Annotated in this window: 14 protein-coding genes; 6 read left to right on the forward strand and 8 right to left on the reverse strand. The window is 67.1% G+C overall.

Annotated elements, in window-relative coordinates; all coding sequences use genetic code 11:
• The first annotated feature begins 249 nt into the window (after positions 1–249).
• Together gntA and ACFFGH_RS16160 are read left to right on the forward strand one after the other, a co-directional pair.
• Positions 250–999, forward strand: coding sequence for a guanitoxin biosynthesis heme-dependent pre-guanitoxin N-hydroxylase GntA (gene gntA / locus ACFFGH_RS16155; RefSeq protein ID WP_386670065.1), 750 nt, complete (start codon positions 250–252; stop codon positions 997–999).
• Complete coding sequence (locus tag ACFFGH_RS16160; RefSeq protein ID WP_386670068.1) at positions 996–1598, forward strand: DUF1989 domain-containing protein; 603 nt, start codon at positions 996–998, stop codon at positions 1596–1598. Before gntA ends, ACFFGH_RS16160 begins: the two co-directional genes overlap by 4 nt.
• Before the next feature lie 181 nt (positions 1599–1779).
• Here ACFFGH_RS16160 and ACFFGH_RS16165 read toward each other — a convergent pair whose 3' ends face one another.
• Both ACFFGH_RS16165 and ACFFGH_RS16170 read right to left on the reverse strand, forming a co-directional pair.
• On the reverse strand, positions 1780–3783 hold the full coding sequence (locus ACFFGH_RS16165; RefSeq protein ID WP_386670070.1) for a TonB-dependent receptor plug domain-containing protein: 2004 nt from the start codon (positions 3781–3783) through the stop codon (positions 1780–1782).
• A gap of 136 nt (positions 3784–3919) precedes the next feature.
• The gene (locus ACFFGH_RS16170; protein WP_386670073.1) at positions 3920–4120 is read right to left on the reverse strand and encodes a hypothetical protein; all 201 of its coding nucleotides are present in this window, start codon (positions 4118–4120) and stop codon (positions 3920–3922) included.
• Between the two features lie 439 nt (positions 4121–4559).
• Between ACFFGH_RS16170 and ACFFGH_RS16175 the strand changes: the two genes are divergently transcribed.
• The gene (locus tag ACFFGH_RS16175) at positions 4560–7196 is read left to right on the forward strand and encodes a TonB-dependent receptor plug domain-containing protein (RefSeq protein WP_386670075.1); all 2637 of its coding nucleotides are present in this window, start codon (positions 4560–4562) and stop codon (positions 7194–7196) included.
• A gap of 81 nt (positions 7197–7277) precedes the next feature.
• Here the strand turns inward: ACFFGH_RS16175 and ACFFGH_RS16180 are convergent, their stop codons facing one another.
• On the reverse strand, positions 7278–7907 hold the full coding sequence (locus ACFFGH_RS16180) for an outer membrane beta-barrel protein (RefSeq protein ID WP_386670077.1): 630 nt from the start codon (positions 7905–7907) through the stop codon (positions 7278–7280).
• A 440-nt stretch (positions 7908–8347) separates the two neighbouring features.
• On the opposite strand from ACFFGH_RS16180, the gene ACFFGH_RS16185 reads away from it, so the two are divergent.
• Entirely contained in the window at positions 8348–9253 is a 906-nt protein-coding gene (locus tag ACFFGH_RS16185; protein ID WP_386670079.1) for a hypothetical protein, read from the forward strand.
• Between the two features lie 413 nt (positions 9254–9666).
• On the opposite strand, the gene ACFFGH_RS16190 is transcribed toward ACFFGH_RS16185, so the two are convergent.
• Positions 9667–11217 carry a diguanylate cyclase domain-containing protein gene (locus ACFFGH_RS16190; RefSeq protein WP_386670081.1) on the reverse strand — a complete coding sequence of 517 codons (1551 nt, stop codon included), beginning with the start codon at positions 11215–11217 and terminating at the stop codon, positions 9667–9669.
• On the opposite strand from ACFFGH_RS16190, the gene ACFFGH_RS16195 reads away from it, so the two are divergent.
• Positions 11138–11695, forward strand: a complete 558-nt coding sequence (locus ACFFGH_RS16195) for a DUF3228 family protein (protein WP_386670083.1) — start codon at positions 11138–11140, stop codon at positions 11693–11695. The genes ACFFGH_RS16190 and ACFFGH_RS16195 overlap by 80 nt on opposite strands.
• 18 nt (positions 11696–11713) lie before the next feature.
• On the opposite strand, the gene ACFFGH_RS16200 is transcribed toward ACFFGH_RS16195, so the two are convergent.
• Positions 11714–12127 (reverse strand): hypothetical protein, encoded by a 414-nt coding sequence (locus tag ACFFGH_RS16200; protein ID WP_386670085.1) that lies wholly within the window; start codon positions 12125–12127, stop codon positions 11714–11716.
• 156 nt (positions 12128–12283) lie between these two features.
• On the opposite strand from ACFFGH_RS16200, the gene ACFFGH_RS16205 reads away from it, so the two are divergent.
• Positions 12284–13264 (forward strand): Gfo/Idh/MocA family protein, encoded by a 981-nt coding sequence (locus ACFFGH_RS16205; protein WP_386670087.1) that lies wholly within the window; start codon positions 12284–12286, stop codon positions 13262–13264.
• Between the two features lie 111 nt (positions 13265–13375).
• On the opposite strand, the gene ACFFGH_RS16210 is transcribed toward ACFFGH_RS16205, so the two are convergent.
• The 3 genes from ACFFGH_RS16210 to katG form a co-directional block, all read right to left on the reverse strand.
• The gene (locus ACFFGH_RS16210) at positions 13376–13945 is read right to left on the reverse strand and encodes a hypothetical protein (RefSeq protein ID WP_386670089.1); all 570 of its coding nucleotides are present in this window, start codon (positions 13943–13945) and stop codon (positions 13376–13378) included.
• Between the two features lie 514 nt (positions 13946–14459).
• Positions 14460–16307 (reverse strand): DUF885 domain-containing protein, encoded by a 1848-nt coding sequence (locus ACFFGH_RS16215; protein WP_386670091.1) that lies wholly within the window; start codon positions 16305–16307, stop codon positions 14460–14462.
• Between the two features lie 219 nt (positions 16308–16526).
• Positions 16527–18722 carry a catalase/peroxidase HPI gene (gene katG, locus ACFFGH_RS16220; protein WP_386670093.1) on the reverse strand — a complete coding sequence of 732 codons (2196 nt, stop codon included), beginning with the start codon at positions 18720–18722 and terminating at the stop codon, positions 16527–16529.
• Positions 18723–18812: the final 90 nt, after the last annotated feature.

Raw genomic sequence — 18812 nt, forward strand, 5'->3', positions numbered from 1 at the left:
AGCGCGGGCGCTTGGGCCGGCCGCAATCGACGGCGCCGCGCGTGATGTGTCCGTGCCGATCGTCCCCGCGAGCCCCCGCATGAATCGGCGGCTATGGCGCTCAGACACACGGGGGCGGCGCTGGGGTCGCTGACGTCTCGCAGGTCCGCCACGTCGAATCTGAACCATTGGTCGCGCGCTTCCTTGTGCTCGACATGGCCTTGCCACGCACGCTCCTATGGTTGCGGCTTGACGCGCAGGAGCAACGAGATGAACAAGCCGATGATGCCGGCAACGCTACGTGCGCTGGAAACCGCGGAGGCTGGCCTGTTCATCGCGGCTGAGCCGCCGCCAGCCAACCTGGATTCGCGCTTTCGCGAGTTCGTCGATGCGGCGGAGTTCCCCTGCGTCGGTGCGAAGACCGCGCTTGCGCGCGATGGCATCCGCACGATCGAACTCGATGCGCTTGATAACCCCAACGACGACGCTCGCCTGATGGCGCGGCTAGAAGTGTTCGCTCGCGAAGTCGAGTCCTTGCCGGCGGACAGCCTCGATGTGCTGTCGCTGGTCGCCCTCTATCGCGCGCCAACGGTGATCGATGAGCTGCAGTTCGAGCGCCTGCTGTGGAAGCAACTGCAGCGGCTGCACGATCTGGATGTCGCGCGGGGTGTGCCCTGGGCGGACGACGTGAGCGCCGATCCGTCGGACGCCAGATTCAGCATGAGCTTGGCCGGGCATCCGTTCTTCGTGATCGGGCTGCATCCGGAGGCATCACGACTTGCGCGGCGGTTCGAACTGCCGGCGCTGGTGTTCAACTCGCACCGGCAGTTCGATCGCCTTCGCGAGGATGGACGATTCCTGCGAATCAAGCGCGCGACGCGAAAGCGCGATCGCGCGCTGCAGGGTTCGATCAACCCGAACCTGGCCGATTACGGCAAGGCCTCAGAGGCGCGGCAGTACAGCGGCCGACACGTGGAGCGTCGCTGGAAGTGTCCGTTCCAACCCAGGAGCCCGCATTGAACAACCCGACCATGCACCGCATCCCGCCGTGCTCGGCGCGCGCTGTCGAACTGGAGACAGGCGACGAGCTGGTCATCGTCGACCCGGAGGGTCAGCAGGTCAGCGACCTGGTCGCATTCAGTCGCGATGATCTCGCCGAATACCTGTCGTCGGGCCGCTCGATCGATTACGCCGCCAAGCTCTGGCTGTCTACCGGCGACCTGCTCTATTCGAACCGCAGCCGCCCGATGTTCGAGATCGTCGACGACACTTGCGGTCGCCACGACTTCACGCTGACGCCGTGCTCGAAGGACACGTTCTCGATCATCTACGGGGAAACCGAGAACCGTCCCGGTTGCGAGGGCAACCTCGTCAGTGCGCTGGAGCCATACGGCATCACCACCGACCGCATCCCGATCGCGTTCAACGTGTTCATGCATGTGGCATTCGACCCCGACACGGGCGCAGTTGCCGTCAAACCACCGCTGAGCAAGCCGGGTGACCGCATCCGCCTGCGTGCACTGATGCCGCTGGTCGCAGCGATGACCGCGTGCTCGGCGGGGCAGTCGAACAATTTCCGCTACAAGCCGATCGACTTCGCGGTCGAGCGGGCAGGGTGATGGCGCGGTAGCGCTCGTGGTTCATGGCGCCGTTGCGCAGGCATCCGCGGGACGATGACGTGGCGTTCGTCCGCTGTTGAACAGTCAGACGCGACGATCGGCGCGGGAGCGCGCGAACCTGCGCCTTCGAGCCGCTCGGCCGCGCATCAGCGCTGACCAAAGCTCGCTGAGCACCGAGGACTCAGAACCGTATCCGCACGCCGCCGTTGACCACGAAGCCGTCAGTCGGCGCCCAGGCATCGACGGTCCAGCGACCATCCGGTGCACGCTGCGGGCGTGTGATCGGGTGGTAGCGGGTCTGCCTCACGTTGAGGATGTTCTCGAGGTTGAGGAACAGGCTGACCTTGCCTAGCGTGATTTCCCCGAGCGCGCCGAGCTCGACGTAAGGACGGCCGGTGCGACGGTAGGGGTTGTCGTCCAGCGTCTGATTGCCGGTGTAGTACGCCTCCAGGCCAACGCGGCCGCGGCCGTGCTGTTCCCACATGGCAACCAGTCCGGCGGTGTGGCGCGGCGTCAGCGGTACGCGGCGGCGGCCGGGCCCATCGGGGTCCTGTTCGGCTGCATCGGTGAACACATAGCTGCCGGTGACAACGAGGTCCTGCCAGCGGTAGCGCAGCAGCAGCTCGCTGCCGCGCGTGCGGATCGGCCCGTCTGCGTTGACCAGCTGCACGCGCGGCGTGCCGTCGGGAGATGGCGCCGACGGCGCGAGCCGCACCGCATCGTCGATGTCGGACGCGAACAGCGTGACGTGCGTTTCCAGCCCGCCACGGGCGTAGCCGACGTCGATGGAGCCGGTCGTCGCGGTCTCCGCCTCCAGTCCGGCGAGCGGCTCCAGGCGCGACAGCCCGGCGGCCTCGATCTCCTCGACGAACGGCGTCGGTGCGTAGAAACCGCGGCCGAGCGAGGTGCGCACCGACCAGTTACCCGGTCGGTAGAGCAGTGACACACGTGGGCTGAAGTGCGAGCCGTATTCGCTGTGGTCGTCCCAGCGCGCGCTGCCGGCCAGCGTGAGGTCTTCGCGCAGGTTGTGCTCGGCCTGCGCGAACACGCCCGGCACGGTGTAGCGGTAATCGAACGCGGAAAACGCGCGCGACTCGAACGCGTCCGACTGCAGCGCAACACCCGCAAGCCACGTGGTCTCGCCAAAGCCCGAGGCGTACGAGGCTTCGGCGAACACCGTCTCGTGACGGTCGTCCTCGACCACGGCGCCAAATCGGTGCCGGTGGTCGGTCGTCATCGCGGAGGCGCGAAGGTGCAGCGTGTCGGTCTCGCGCATCGGTAGCTCGACGACCGCGCCCGCATCAAAACGCGTGGTGTCCTGGGTCAGCGGGAACGGCTCTCCATCGGGGATCAGCGCGCCGGGAAGGGTGCCGCCGATGCGGTCTTCGGTCATCGCACCGAACGTCAGCAGCGCCTTGCCGCCATCCGGCGAGTTCCAGAACAGGCGCGGCCGCATGGTCCAGCGCTGGTAGGCCGGCATGTCGATCCAGCCATCCTCATCGAGGTCCTGCCGGGTCTGATCGTGATAGCCCCCGACCAGCGAATAACTCCACGCCTCCGTCAACGGCGACGCGGTGTACGCGGTGACGTCGTAGCCTTCTCGGCTGGTGACGTTGAGCAGCAGCTCGGCTTCACGCTCGTCCTTGGGACGCCGCGAGATCAGGTTGATCACGCCGCCCAGTGCGGACGGGCCGTACAGCGCGGACGCGGCGCCCTTGATGATCTCCACGCGCCCGAGGTCGGTGGGCGGGATCTGCAGCAGGCCGATCGACGACGCCTGCCCGCCATACAGCGGCAGACCGTCGGCGAGCAGCTGCGTGTAGCGCCCGCGCATGCCCTGCATGCGGATGTTCGCGGCGCCAAGCGCAGGGGAGGTGACCTGCACGCGCACGCCGCCGGTCTCGGCAACCAGCATCGCGATGTTGCCCGGCGTCATCAGCAGCTTTTCTTCGATCTCCTCCTGCTCGATCACCTCGACGCGTATCGGCTCGTCCGACACGCGCCGCTTCGACCGCGTGGACTCGACGATGACGGCGTCGAGTTCGACGGTCTCGTCTTCATGCCCGTGCTCGTGTTCGTCGCTGTGGACGTCCTGGGCGGTAGCGGTGGCGGGTGCGGTCGCCAGCGCGACGAGGAAGATGGCGGTCGCCAGCGGGCGACGGCGGAGCAACAAAAGGCGATGCACGGGTGTGTTCCTGAAGCCGATCCGTGGGCGGGGCGCGACTGCACGCCAGCCCGTTGCGGGTCGGCGATTGTACCGGCCCGGCGGCGTCGCCCTGCGTGTGCAGGGCGGTGCGGACACACTGGCTTCAGGGCTGCGGCTAGACCGCGATCCGGGCGTGTGCTTGCTGCCTGACCTCCTCCCCAGCATCGGCCGCCGCGGCGGGCCCGATTGCGGCGTCGTCGCCGTCACGGGATTCGTATTGGTTCCAGGCGAAAAATCCGAGGATCAGCAGCGCGATCACGGCCAGGATGACTGCTGCGCTACTGCGTGTTTTGGGCTGTTTCCGGCGGCCGGGCATGTCGAACCTCCAGGGCGGTGGTGTAGCGATCGTCGTGCCGGCCGTGGTGACGTCCGGTGAAGTCGGCGTCCGCGGACGAGGTAGGGCGACGACCTGCGTGGGTGGAACCTTGCGGCTCACTGCCCGCCCTGCGAGGAGAACGGAGCGCCGGAATACCTCACGTCCCGCTGCAGCGCGTGCGAGCGGCCGAGCACCTGCCGGCTTTCGCACGACCCGCCGCGCATGCCGCCGCACCTCGCACGGCTTCCCGCGACCCGGCCGAGCACCGTCGAGATCGCAAGAGTCCGCCGCCGCGGGCTTTGCCGGTTTCAGCCTGACTTTTTGCTTGCCACCCACATTCAATTCCTGTTAAGACGGAGCCGGACCGAGACGGGCGGGGGCGGAACGGCCAGGGATGCAACACGACATTCATCTGATTGGTGAGGGAAGGTTGATGGCAATGAAATCGAACACGCAGCGCCGCCTGGCGCGCCACTCGCTGTCGGCGGGGGTGCGTCTCGCACTGGTCACCACGATGCTGTCCGTTGCGGGCATCGCCGGCGCCCAGAGCCAGGAGCAGTCGCAGGATCAGTCGCAGGAACAGGCACAGGCCCAGCAGGGCCAGGCCGAAGGACAGGCCACCACGCTCGAGACCGTATCGGTGCTCGGTTCGCGTACCAAGCCGCGCTCGGAAGCTACTTCCGCAGTGCCGATCGACATCCTCGACGGCGAGGAATTCCGCAGGCAGCCCGCAGTCGATGTCCTCGACAAGCTGCGCACGCTCGTGCCGTCGTTCAACGTCAGCACGATTCCGATCGACGACGCAGCGACGCTCGTGCGCCCGGCCAACCTGCGCGGTCTGCCGCCGGACAATACGCTGGTGCTGGTCAATGGCAAGCGCCGCCATCGCGCGGCGGTCATCACCTTCCTCGGACACGGCCTGTCCGACGGCTCGCAGGGCCCGGACATCTCGGTGTTCCCGTCGCTCGCGCTCGAACAGGTCGAAGTGCTGCGTGACGGCGCAGCGGCGCAGTACGGTTCCGACGCGATCGCGGGCGTCATCAACTTCCAGCTCAAGCGTCTGGAAGAGGGCGGTACGATCGAAGCGTTCGCCGGCCAGTACTACGAAGGCGACGGCTTCACCCAGCAGTACGCCGCGCAGATCGGCATGCCGCTGTCGGAGAGGGGTTTCGCGACGTTCACCGCTGAATGGCGCACCGCCGACGCGACCTCGCGTAGCGTGCAGCGCGACGACGCGGCTGCAGTCGCGGCCGCGGGTTACCCGGGTGTTCCGAACCCGGCGCAGATCTGGGGCTCGCCCGAGGTCGACAAGGACATCAAGCTGGTGGCGAATATGGGCCTGTCGACCGAGTCGATGGACTTCTACCTGTTCGGCAACTATGCGCAGCGCGAAGTGATCGGCGGCTTCTACTACCGCAACCCGACCACCCGCGGTGGCGTCTTCTCCAACGACGACGGCCAGACGCTGCTGATCGGTTCGCTCAACGGCGCACCGTGCCCGACGATCTCGCTGCGCGACGCCGCCGGCAACCTGATCCCGTATTCGGTCGTCGGCCCGCAGGTGCAGGCACTACCGGGCAACTGCTTCACGTTCCTGTCGAGCCTGCCGGGTGGGTTCACGCCGAACTTCGGCGGCGAGATGGAAGACGCCGCGGTCACCGCGGGCGTCAAGGGCATGTGGGGCGACGGTTGGCACTGGGACCTCAGCGCGTCCTACGGTCGCAACGAGATCGACTTCTTCATCCTCAACACGGTCAACGCCTCGCAGGGCCCGAATCAGCCGGCGGACATGCGGTTCAATCCGGGCGGCAACGTGCAGACCGAGCGCAACGTCAACTTCGACGTCGGCCACGACCTTGCGGTCGGTTTCCTCGACGAGCCGGTCAGCCTCGCAATGGGTGCGGAGTGGCGCGAGGAGGAGTTCCAGGTCATCGCGGGTGATCCGGCATCGTTCGCGATCGGGCCGCTCACGCAGCAGGGCTTCAGCATCGGGTCAAACGGCTTCCCGGGCTTCAACCCGCGCACGGCCGGTACGTTCAGCCGCGACAACTGGGCGGTGTACGTCGATGCCGAAGCGCGTCTGACCGAGAAGTTCCTGATGGCGGCGGCGGTCCGTTACGAGGACTACAGCGACTTCGGCGGCACCACCAACTGGAAGCTGACGGGCCGTTACGACTTCACCGATACGTTCGCGATGCGCGGCGCGCTGAGCACGGGTTTCCGCGCTCCGACTCCGGGCCAGTCGAACGTCAGCCAGGTGACCTCGGCCTTCATCGACGGCCAGCTGCGCGACACCGCCACGCTACCGCCGACCAACCCGGTTGCCGCGTTCTACGGTGCCGACCCGCTGACGCCGGAAGAGTCCGAGAACGTCTCGCTGGGCCTGGTGTGGAACCACGACGCCTGGCAGACCACGGTCGACGCGTACCACATCGAGGTCACCGACCGCATCGCGCGCAGCACCGACTTCACGCTGACCGATGCCGACCGCGCCGCACTCGTGGCCGCAGGCGTTGCAGAGGCCGCAACGCTGAGCCGCGTGGGTTTCTTCGTCAACGACTTCGACACCACGACGACCGGCGTCGATATCGTCAGCAGCTACACGAGCGAGCATTTCGGCGGCGAGACCATCTACTCGGTGGCCGCCAACTGGAACCGCACCGAAGTCGACAGCTTCACGCCCGGCATCATCACCGAGGCGCGCATCAAGAAGCTCGAGGAATCGCTGCCGCGCACGAAGGGCTACTTCAGCGTCAACCACCAGCGCGACATGTTCAGCGCGAACCTGCGCGTGAACTACTTCGGCTCGTTCTACGAGGATCACCTGGACAGCGACGTGGTGCTCGTCGAGGACGGCGGTCTGCCGATCTACGGCGACAGCGCGGTCACCGTCGACGCCGAGGTGGGTTGGAAGTTCGCGTCCGGCCTGTACGTCAACGTCGGTGCGCAGAACCTGTTCGACAACGTGCCTGATGCGAACCCCTGGGCGGGCATCGCGGGTGCGCAGTACCCGGTGCATGCGCCGTACGGTTTCAACGGCGGCTTCTACTACGCACGCGTCGGCTTCAGGTTCTGATCAAGGTTGTTGGTTGTACGAAAAAGCCCCGCGATTGCGGGGCTTTTTCTTGGGTCGCGTGAAAGCACGACGACCGATTCGTCAGAAGCGGTACTCGACCGTGACGGTGACGCTGCGTGCGTCGCGCTTGTCATCCGAAAGCCGGTACTCGTCGCCGACCGGGTCGTACTGCACCTGCGAATAGCGGTACTGGTTGAGCATCAGACCCACGTCGAGCAACGGCAGGATCGTGGTGCCGACGCCGACGCCGGCGTACGTGCCGCCGCTGGCATCGCTGAACTCGCTGCGCTCGGTGACCGGCGCCGTGCCGACGGTGCGGTCGATGGCGGTTTCGTCGAGCTCGCGCCGGATGCCCAGCACGCCGGCCCGGCCGATGAAGTACACGGGTAGCACGGGCGGTTTGATACGTGCGTTCGCACCGACAAACCCGTAGCGCGATGACAGAGTGTAAGCACGGTCCACGGTGCCGGCGGTGTAATCGAACTCCGTCTCGCCGAGTTGGCCGAGGCCGCCCTCCAAGCCGATCTGTGCGTAGCCGATGCCCCAGCGGTAGCCGACGCTGCCCTGCACGAGCGAGCTGCTGTCGTCGGAGAAGCCACTGTCGAGTTCGATTCGGCCGGCCTGGCCGTTGATGAAGAAATCACCCGCCGAGGCGGCAGGGGCGATGGCGAGACAGGCGGCGAACAGCGCCGCGCATCCGGACTTGCGCATGGTGTGCTTGTTCCGATCGTGGAGGGGGAGGGGCGGCCCGTGGGCGGCGCGGCGCATAGGGTAGCGGTGTCGGCGGCGGTAGCCCGTCCATCACGGCGCTCCGCCTCGGCCGCTGTTCAGGCGCGACCGTCCTCAACGGTCGATGCGGGCTCGACTTTGCCGATCCTGCGTTTCTGTCATGTCGATTTCATTACGCCGCCCTTAAGGTTTGCTCATCGCACCGCCTGTCCGCTCGACCGCGTACCGAGTGCGCAAGCCCGGCCGTCTACGGCCCGGGGTCCCTGTCCGGGCAGCCTGCAGGCGTGCATCCGTTCCTAAAACGACAGGAGAACACCATGGCTGCAGTTACCCACTCCACCACCGCGACTGCCGCGGTACGGCGGGTGTCCTGGGGCGCGATCTTCGCTGGCGCCGTGATCGGCCTGACCGTACTGCTGCTGATGGGCGTGCTCGGCATTGCGATTGGCGCCAGCGTCATCGATCCGATGAGTGAGCAGAACCCGGTCAAGGGCATCGGCATCGGCTCGGGCATCTATTTCGTAGTGAGCGTGATCGTCGCCATGCTCGCCGGCGGCTATGTGGCGGGCGCACTGGCTTCGCTGCAGACGCGCGGTGATCGCACCCTGCACGGCCTGGCGACCTGGGCCGTGATCACGCTGCTGTCGATGATGCTGCTGGCAACCGGCCTTGGCCGGCTGATCGGTGGCACGCTCAACCTGCTCGGCGAGGGTCTGTCGAAAGCCGGGCAGGCCGCGTCCGCGGTGGCCGGACCGATTGCCGATCGGGCACAGGAACAACTGCAGCAGAGTGACGTGGACCTCAGTGTACTGCGCCGTGAGGCCGAAGCGGTGCTGCGCGATACAGGCACGCGTGAACTGACGCCAGGCGCGGTAGAGCAGGACGCGCAGGAGGTGCGCAACGAAGCCAGTGACGCACTGCAGCGCGCGGCACGTAACCCGGCTGCCGCCGACGAGGCACTGCAGCAGATTTTCGACCGCATCCAGCGCGAAGCGCGCGAGACGATGAGTGCCGCCGACCGTGAGGCGCTGGTCAACCTCGTCGTGGAGCGCACCGGGATGAGCCGCGAGCAGGCCCAGCAGACCGTTGCCAACTGGGAGCGCAGCTACGGCCAGGCTTACCAGAAGGCGCAGTCGACCTGGCAGGATGCGAAGGTGCAAGCCGAGCAGAAGGCGCGCCAGTGGGGCCAAGCGTCGGCCGAGGCGGTCGCCGCGGCGGCATGGTGGTCGCTGTTCGTGCTCGTGCTCGGCGCGGTTGCCGCGGCCGCCGGCGCGAACATCGGTTCGAACCGGGTGCTCGTGGCGACGCGCACCAACGTGCGCCACTAAGAGCCGCGTCACGAGCGGGCAAGCAGCACTGCGCTGCGTCCTGCTTCATACGCCAACAGACAAAGGCCCCGCATTGCGGGGCCTTTTTTTCGCGACGATTTCAGGGCCGGGTCGGCATTTCGAGGCCCGGGTAGCACAAGCGCCGCGGGGTACGCATCAGCCGTGCAACGTGCTGGCAGCCGGGCCCGGTAGAAATGGAGGTGGAGATGGAGTCGTCCGTCCATGATCCGCACCACGACGAGCCCGAGCCCGAGCCCGTGCTGCGCGAGTCATTGCAGGGAGCCGCCTACCTGGTGCGTTGCAGCAGGTAGCTCCGCAGTCGGCAGCGTTGCGGCAGAGCGCACGGCGGCACGGCTGCTCGTGGAACCGGCAGGCGGTCTCAGCCGGAGGGTCCAAGACGGGCTGGCCCCGAGTCAGTGCATCCGCGGGTGGTGAACCCGGTTCCCGCCCTGCGCCTTCGCGGTGTAACACGCACGGTCGGCGCGACCGAGCGCCTCTTCCGCGGTGTCGCCGGCGACGATCAGGGTGACGCCCACGCTCGCACCGACCTGGTACTCGCGCCCGTCCTGGTTGATCGCGAAGTCTTCCGTTGCACTCCGTATTGCGTCGGCCACCCGGTCGGCGACCTCGTGCGAGCAGCCATCAATGATCAGCGCGAACTCGTCGCCGCCGATGCGCGCAAGCGTGTCGCGCTCCCTGATGTGCTCGGCAAAGATCCGCGCCAGGCGCCGAAGCAGTTCGTCGCCCGCGGCGTGCCCGCCGCTGTCGTTGACGGCCTTGAAGCCATCGAGGTCGATGTAGATCAGCGCGCTCGCCGTTGCGCTCTGTTGCGCGCGCATCACAGAACGGGCGAGTCGTTTGTCGAACTCCGCGCGGTTGACCAGGCCGGTCATGTCGTCGTGTGTCGCCTGATGCGCGAGTGCGCGCAGATTCTCGCGTGACGTGGTCGCGTCGCGGAACACGACCACGCAACCCGCAAAGCGTCCATCCAGCGCGCGCACCGGTGCAGCCACACCGTCGACGGCCATGGTGGATCCGTCGTGTTTCCGGAGCAACACCGGAAAGTGCTCGGAGAACACCTGGCCCTGGCACAGCTGCTCGAACAGAACGGCGAGGGGCGGCGTTTCGCCATCGCCAAAAACCAGCAACTCGTGGATGCCAACGTCGAACAGGTCGTTGAGACTGCGTCCCGACAGCGACTGCGCCTTCGCGTTCGCGAAGCTGATGCGGCCCTCCGCATCAGTCGACACCACCGCGTCGCCGATCGCCTGCAGCGTGCCGGCAGTCCGCTCCATTTCCTGTTCGAGCGCGTCGTGCAGCCGCTTGCGGTGCGTGAGGTCGCGCGTGATCTTGCAGAAACCGGTGTGCACGCCGCCGGGCTCGACAATCGAGATGATCTCGATGAGAGCCCAGAACAGCTGACCGTCCTTCCGGCGCCGCCATGACTCTTCGACGTAAGTTCCTTCCTCGCGCGCCGCGCGCAGGTTGTGCTGCGGTGCGCCTGCCTTCCGTTGCGCGTCGGTATAGAGCACATCGAGCGGCTGGCCGATGATCTCGGCCGCGCTATAGCCCTTCATCGCTTCCGCTGCGGGGTTCCACGACGCGATGCGGCCTTCGGGATCGATCAGGAAAATCGCGTAGTCACGAACGCGGTCGACCATGGCCGCAAACTGATGGCCGGGCTCGGGCGGGCTCGGGCGGGCTGGGGCGATTGTCCATTTCCGGCTCCAGGTAACGCGGCCTGGCACAGGCGCGCCCGCACTCTCGCACATGCGCCGTGATCGCCCGGCGGTCTCCGAGCGCAGCTGGACCGTTACGCGCAAGCCGCCTGCATCGACGCTGCCGTGCCCGATAATGCGCGCCCGCCGATGCATTACCCGCCCAATGTCCATCGTTCTCACCGATTTCGCCCGGCCCCGACTGTTTCCGCGCGAACCGCGCCGCAACACGATCCAGGACTGCACGCCTGCGCAGTTCGAACGACATCTCAACGAGGTTTCACCGCTGAAGGTATTGGATGGCTACGCGCCGTTCTGCAAACTGCACGTGCACCGCAACTGGACCTCGACCCGCTGCCTCACGGTGCCGATCACCGACGACAACCGGCACCTGCTGCGCTCGGACTACGAAGCGCGCACGAAGGATGAGCTGCCGGTGCTTGTGCGCTGGTTCGAAGGCGTGGAGCCGCCGGTCGCGGAGTATCTGATCGTGATTCTCTACGACCGTGAGCAGCTGGCGCGGGAAAGCACGGCGATCGATGCGGACTGGGGCGTGGTGGGCTGCATGTATACGGCCGAGCCCGAAGAGACACCGATGGCGCCGGTGACGATGATGCGCAACGCACTCGGTGTGGGCGAGGGCGGCTCGGGCGTGCCGCTGGACCGCGAGGCGTACCGCCGCAGCGTGGAGTTCTGGCGCACGCATGCGAACTGGCGCGGCTAGGGGCGCCGGCGCACGGCGTCAGTGGCTGCCGACGATGCCACGTGCGATGAACTGCGCAAGCACGGCCGCGAATGTCGTGCCGATGGCGAACAGGGACAGGCGTACCCATTGCAACGCCCGTTGCGAGCCCGAGCGCTGCACGAACAGGTCGGCCGGGTAGGCGGCGCAGTACATGACATTCGCAAGCACGGCGAGTAGGAACAGGCCGAGAAAAAGATCGGGCGAAGCGTTCCGCAGGAAGCGGTCGGCATGCGCGCCGAAGACGGTTGCGACCACGACGGCGAGCACGGCGTTGTATACAAGGCGCCGCCGCTCCCAGTAGTGCAGTGCGTCGGAAGTCTGCACACGCTGCGTTTCGGTGGTCGCGTCGCCGTTGGTGCTGCCCGGCGACGCGGGTCGGGTAGAGGCAGCTTCGGATGCTGGCTTGTTCATGGTGGTCCCTCGCTGACAGGCCCAGTCTCGAACGCATCTGTGTGGTCGGTATGAAGCGGGCGCGAAGCATCTGCGCGCCTGCACCCGGCATACGGATGCGCTGAGGTAGAACACGACACTGTGGCCCCGGCCGCATCACAACAGACGAGGATTCGCTTGGGCACGATTCGCTGGGGAATGATCGGTTGCGGCGCGGTGACCGAGGTCAAGAGCGGGCCGCCGCTCTACAGCGTGCCCGGTTCGGCGCTGGTCGCGGTGGCGTCTAGAAACGCCGCATCCGCCCGCGACTATGCGCAGCGTCATGGCGTTCGGCAGGTCTTCGAGGACATCGACGAGCTGATCGCGTCGGACGAAGTCGACGCGGTGTACGTCGCGACTCCGCCCGCGAGCCACAGCGAGTACGCGCTGAAGGTCGCCCGCGCCGGCAAGCCCTGCTGCGTCGAAAAGCCGATGGCGATGGATCACGCCGAATGCATGGCCATGGTGTCCGCGTTCGCGGCGAGGGATCTGCCTTTGTTTGTCTCGTACTACCGCCGTTCGCTGCCGCGATTCGTTGCCGTCAAACAGTGGTTGGAGGAGGACCTCATCGGGGAAGTGCGCGAAGTCAGCTGGCACCTCGTGAAGCCGCCGTCGCCGCGCGACCTCGCTCGCGAGCCGAACTGGCGCACCCAGCCGGAGACGTCGCCCGGTGGGTATTTCTCGGATCTGGCGAGCCACGGGATCGACCTGTTCCAGTTTCTGCTCGGCGATATCGAGGCGGTGCAGGGCTTCGCGACGAACCAGCAGGGCCTGTACCGGGCGGAAGACGCCGTCGCCGCGTGCTGGCGGTTCGCGGGCGGTGCGCTCGGCACTGGCAGCTGGAATTTCGGAGGCGATCACCGCAGTGACGAAGTCCGCATCGTCGGTGGGCGCGGAGTGATCCGTTTTTCGGTGTTCGACGAGGCGCCCCTCGAGGCGCGAACGGGCAAAGAGCAGCGCTCGGTGTCGATCCCGAACCCAGCTCACATCCAGACGCCGCACGTCGAGAACATGGTCCGCCACCTGCGCGGCGGCGCGCCGCATCCGTCGCTCGGCATCGAAGCGGCGAAGACCAGCTGGGTGATGGGCGAGATTCTCAGGGCCCGAACGGAGCGATAGCGTCGCCGCGGTGCGGGGAGGCGCCGGAGTCCAGCAGGCTCATCGGGCGGGCGATGCAGACGGCATTAGCTCGGCGAGCGCGACGATCGCCCGTCGGCGAAGCGCGGTCCGCTACTTCTGGACGACCGGCCGCTCCTGCGAGAGGGTGGCCGACGTTGGCTGCACAACAGCCGGTGCCGCGCCCGCGGCCGCGGCCGCGGGCCACGGTTGCACGACGGAGGCAAGCTCTGCATTGCCGCCGCGGGCGCACATCGCAGCCGATACGTAGTGCGAAGCGGCCTGCGCGAGCGAACTGCCGCACCTGGCCAGATGGCGTTGGTACGCCGCACGCGCGGGTTCGCCGGTCGCGACGGTGTGGAAACCCTGCTGGCCCACGTATCTCACCTGGCACACCGCGACGCCGTCGTCGGCCGCGTACTTCAGCTCGGCAATGGCCTCGGGCGAGACGCGGTCGATTTCCCATGCGACGTTCGCATACGTGCAGGGCCTGCGCCGGCGCCACGCGAGAAATGCGCAAACGCCAAGAAAAACCGCAATCGCCGCTAGTACGTACATGGTCAAGTTCGGGGACGTCGTTGTCGGATCAGGCCCGGAGACCAGACTGTACTTCCGCGTGCGTCGCCTCGGAGTCAAGGTCGACCGCAGCCGGGTGGATTGCGCGATTCTGCCGCGTTTCGGCACGCATTGCGCGTTCGGCTTGGCCGAGCAGCCGCACCGGTCGTTACGACTGCGTGGCCTGATTTGCCGTAGCGGCCTGATCGACGCACTCCGAAACGCACCTCCGCCGTGGGCGGTCGCACGTACCGGGATCGCAGTCCGGCGCGGTCCGCTCGGGCCCCTGAATCGGCCGCGCACGTGAAGGCGAAGCGAAGACCCGCCTTCCAGAATGCGCGATCTCCTGCCCGTCGGCTGCCGTGCGAGATCGTCCGTTGACTATCGAAAACCCCATCGCGGCCGCCGGTCGGCGAACGAGCGACAGCGACGGTCCGCTGGCGCCCAGTCGCCGGGCACTCGACAACGAAACGCTCTTCCGGGCAATGGCCGATGCCACTCAACACATCGTGTGAACGACCGATGCCGAGGGTCGCACTGAGTTCTTCAACCAGCAGTGGACGCGATACACGGGCGTGCCCTACCGGCAGAGCACAGCCACCGAGGTCGCGGCGCTGCACGTCCGTCCCGACGACGTCGACCCTCAGCCGGCCTTGACCGCCTGCTTGCCGATCCACGCATCCACTTCCTGCTCCAGCAGCTTCAGCGGCACGGTGCCGGTCAGCAGCAACAGGTTGTGGAACTCGCGTGGATTGAAGCGATCGCCGAGCGCGGCGCGCGCCTTGTCGCGCAGGCGGATGATCTCGAGCTGGCCGATCTTGTAGCTCGTGGCCTGACCGGGCATCACGACATAGCGGTCGACTTCAGAAGGCGGGATGCCGTAGTCGATCGCCTGCTGCCGGGTCCAGCGCTTGGCGTGCAGGCCCGTATCCGCGACCAGCCGGCGGGCGCGGAACAGCTCCGCGTCAAGCTGGCCAAGCCGGCCCTTCGGGTCGCCCTCGTACCAGCCTTCCTCGGCGGCCAGGCGCTCGGCGTACAGTGCCCAGCCCTCGCTGAAAGCGGAAATGCCGCCGAGCGCGCGGACCTGGCGGAACTTCGGCAGGTCCTTGTTCTCGACCGCGAGCGCGCCCTGGAAGTGATGGCCCGGCACGGTCTCGTGGTAGACCAGCGTGCGCAGCCCGAAATTCGTCAGCCGGTCCTTGCGCAGTGGCATCTGGTACACGCCCGGGCGCGAGCCGTCGAGCGGCGGCGCGGTGTAGCTCGCGGCCGCGGACGCCCAGCGGTACTCCGGGTACGGACGCGCGATCACCGGGGTCTTCGGGCGGATGTCGAACAACGTGTCAGCGCGCTTTTCCGCGTCGCGGATCATCGTGTCGATGTCGGCCATGATCTGCTTCCGGCCTGCATCATTGTCGGGATACGCGAGGTCGGTCTCGAGCTTCTCGATGCGCTCCTTGACCGAGCCCTTGGTGCGGCCGATCGAGCGCAGGATCGTGTCCATCTCCGCTTCGATGCGCGCGACTTCGCGCAGACCGAGCTCATGGATCTGGTCGGCCGTAAGGTCGGTCGAGGTGAACTGGCGCAGGCGGTGCGCGTAGGTCTGCGCGCCGTTCGCGAAACGCCACAGGCCGGCATCGTCCGTCGACTTCGGCAGCTGGGATTCAAGCTCGGCGATCGCAGCGCGCCAGGCGGGATAGACGCTGTCGGCGACGATCTTCGTCGCTTCATCGACGCGTGCCTTTCGCTGCGTGGCGTCCACGCCTTCAACCGCGCCGAGCTTGTCGGCAAGCGTCGTGACGAGGGGATTTGCCTCCGGCGCCGGCGAGATGAACTTGCGCATCTGGTCGATCGTCGCCTGAAGAATGAAGCGCGGCGGCAGGATGCCCTTGGCGGCCTGATCGCGCGATTCGGCCACGGCTTCGCCCATGCGCTCGTCGAACAGCTGCAGGCGGGCGACGTAGCTGTCGGCGTCCTGCGCGCTGGCGACGGGATGGATCACCGTCATCAGGTTCGGCAGCTCGACGTTCGCGCCGCGGAACTGGTTGAGCGGAAACTGCGTGTCGCTGTACTGGTGGCCGTCGACGATGCTCTGCAACTGCCAGCGCATCAGGTCGGCCGAGACACGCTCGGTCTCGCTCATCGCAGCGCGATCGAAGGTCGCCAGCCGGGCCAGTCCGCGGCGGGCGAGGGCGACGGTTTCCTGCTCGAACTCATCGGTCTGTGGCGTGATCTCGCGGTCCAGCCGGTTCTGAAGCTCTCCATCGAAGTAACGGCTCGCCGTCGCCGCGGACGGATTGCGGCGCATCCATTCATCGGTGAATTCGGTGAAGAACTCCGAGACGGACTGAGCGCTGCGGGCAGCGGCGGGCGCCTGCGATGCGGAGGGCGCGGAAGCGGTCGGGGCGGTCGTAGCACATGCGCCCAGCAGCACGGCCGCGATTGCGGTGGCCAGGCGGAGCGACATGGTCTGGGGACGGACGGGCTGGGTCACGGTGATCTCGCGGTCGGCGTCGGTGACCCGATTCTAGTCAGCGCGTGTCGAGCGGCCGTTTCCGTGCTTGGCGGCCGGGCATGCCGGAGCCGGCCGTCGCGGGCGTCGCCGCGGGTCGCGATGGACACGAAAAAAAAAGCCCGGCCGGAGCCGGGCTTGTCGGTCATTGAGTCGGGGTCATCAGCGAGCGGCCGCGCGAGCAGTCGCTCGCGGGTAACGCTACGCCGCCGAGGCGTGCTCGAGGTCGAAGCGATCGAGGTTCATCACCTTGGTCCAGGCCGCCACGAAATCGCGCACGAAGTCCTTCTCGCCGTCGGTGGCCGCGTACACCTCGGACAGCGCCCGCAGCTGTGCGTTGGAACCGAAGATCAGGTCGGCGATGGTCGCGGTCCAGCGCTGCTCGCCGCTCTTGCGATCACGGCCCTCGAACACGCCCGCCGCGCCTTCCTTCTTCTGCCACGCCGTGCGCATGTCGAGCAGGTTGCGGAAGAAGTCTGGCGTGAGCGTGCCCGGGCGGTCGGTGAACACACCGTGCGAGGTGTTACCCGCGTTCGCCCCCAGCGCGCGCATGCCTCCGACGAGCACGGTCATCTCGGGCGCGGTCAGCATCAGCAGGTTCGCCTTGTCGATCAGTGCATTCGCGACGTGGTCCTCGGCGCCGGCGATCACGTAGTTGCGGAAGCCATCGGCCGCGGGCTCGAGCACGAGGAACGAGTCGACGTCGGTCTGCTCGATCGAAGCGTCCATGCGGCCCGGCGTAAACGGCACGGTGATCTCGTGACCGGCATTGCGCGCCGCCGCTTCAATCGCCGCGCAACCGCCCAGCACGATGAGATCGGCGAGCGAGACCTTCTTGCCGCCGCTCTGCGCGCCGTTGAACTCCTGCTGGAGGCGCTCGAGGGTGGCGAGCACCTTCGCGAGTTCTTCGGGCTCGTTCGCTTCGAAGTCCTTCTGCGGCGCAAGACGGATGCGCGCACCGTTCGCACCGCCGCGCAGGTCGCTGCCGCGGAACGTCGATGCCGAGGCCCAGGCCGTCTTGACCAGTTGCTGGATCGACAGCCCCGAGTCGAGCAGCTTCCGCTTCAGCGATGCGACGTCGGATTCATCGACCAGCGGATGGTCGACGGCCGGGATCGGGTCCTGCCAGATCAGGTCTTCCTGCGGCACGTACGGGCCGAGGTAGCGCACCTTCGGGCCCATGTCGCGGTGCGTGAGCTTGAACCACGCGCGCGCGAACGCGTCGGCGAACTTCTCGGGATTGGCCATGAAATCGCGCGAGATCTTTTCGTAGATCGGATCCACGCGCAGCGCCATGTCGGCCGTGCTCATCATCGGCTGGTTCATCTTGCCGGGCACGTGCGCATCTGGAACGATGCGTCCGGTGTCGCCGACGGGCTTCCACTGGTGCGCGCCGGCCGGGCTCTCGGTGAGTTCCCACTCGAAACCGAACAGCGTCTCGAAGTAGCTCATGTCCCACTTCGTCGGCGTAGGCGTCCACGCACCTTCAAGACCGCTGGTGATCGTGTGCGAGCCGATGCCGCTCTCGTAGGCGTTCTTCCAGCCGAAGCCGAGCTCCTCGATGTTCGCGCCTTCGGGCTCGTGCGTGACGTGGTGCGCCGGGCCGGCGCCGTGGCACTTGCCGAAGGTGTGGCCGCCGGCGACTAGCGCGACGGTCTCCTCGTCGTTCATCGCCATGCGTCCGAACGTGTCGCGAATGTCGCGCGCCGAGCCGAGCGGATCGGGCTTGCCGTCCGGGCCTTCCGGGTTGACGTAAATCAGGCCCATCTGCACGGCCGCGAGCGGACGCGCGAGTTCACGCTCGCCGCTGTAGCGATCGTTGCCGAGCCAGGTCGACTCCGGGCCCCAGTCGATCGGCAGCGGTTCCCAGATGTCCTCGCGGCCGCCGCCGAAGCCGAAGGTCTTGAAGCCCATCGACTCCAGGGCGACGTTGCCGGCCAGGATCATGAGATCCGCCCACGACAGCTGCTTGCCGTACTTCTGCTTGATCGGCCACAGCAGCCGCCGCGCCTTGTCGAGGTTGCCGTTGTCGGGCCAGCTGTTGAGCGGCGCGAAGCGCTGTTCGCCGGAGCGCGCGCCACCGCGCCCGTCGAAGATGCGGTACGTGCCGGCCGAATGCCATGCCATGCGGATGAACAGCGGACCGTAATGGCCCCAGTCGGCCGGCCACCACTCCTGCGAGTCGGTCATCAGCGCATGCAGGTCGCGCATCACCGCATCGAGATCGAGCTTCTTGAACTCGGCCTTGTAGTCGAAATCCTCGACGTTAGGATCGCCAAGGCCCCGGTGCTGGTGAAGCATCGTCAGGTTCAGCTGGTCCGGCCACCAGTGGGCGTTCGTACGCGTCTGCTTCGGTGTTGCACCGTGCGAAACGGGGCACTTGGATTCTGCGTTCAAGCGTCTGCTCTCCTTTCAGGCTGCGGATGAGGCTGTGAAAAGGGCATGCCGCGAGAGCACCACCCCGGATATGCCTACCGTACGCCGCAC

The sequence above is a fragment of the Lysobacter korlensis genome (assembly GCF_042434515.1).

Bases quoted from the DNA above. Each gene is read 5' to 3' on its own strand.
- gntA (WP_386670065.1), top strand. From the start codon at position 250: ATGAACAAGCCGATGATGCCGGCAACGCTACGTGCGCTGGAAACCGCG.
- ACFFGH_RS16170 (WP_386670073.1), bottom strand. From the start codon at position 4,120: ATGCCCGGCCGCCGGAAACAGCCCAAAACACGCAGTAGCGCAGCAGTC.
- ACFFGH_RS16175 (WP_386670075.1), top strand. From the start codon at position 4,560: ATGAAATCGAACACGCAGCGCCGCCTGGCGCGCCACTCGCTGTCGGCG.
- ACFFGH_RS16180 (WP_386670077.1), bottom strand. From the start codon at position 7,907: ATGCGCAAGTCCGGATGCGCGGCGCTGTTCGCCGCCTGTCTCGCCATC.
- ACFFGH_RS16185 (WP_386670079.1), top strand. From the start codon at position 8,348: ATGGGCGTGCTCGGCATTGCGATTGGCGCCAGCGTCATCGATCCGATG.
- ACFFGH_RS16195 (WP_386670083.1), top strand. From the start codon at position 11,138: ATGTCCATCGTTCTCACCGATTTCGCCCGGCCCCGACTGTTTCCGCGC.
- ACFFGH_RS16200 (WP_386670085.1), bottom strand. From the start codon at position 12,127: ATGAACAAGCCAGCATCCGAAGCTGCCTCTACCCGACCCGCGTCGCCG.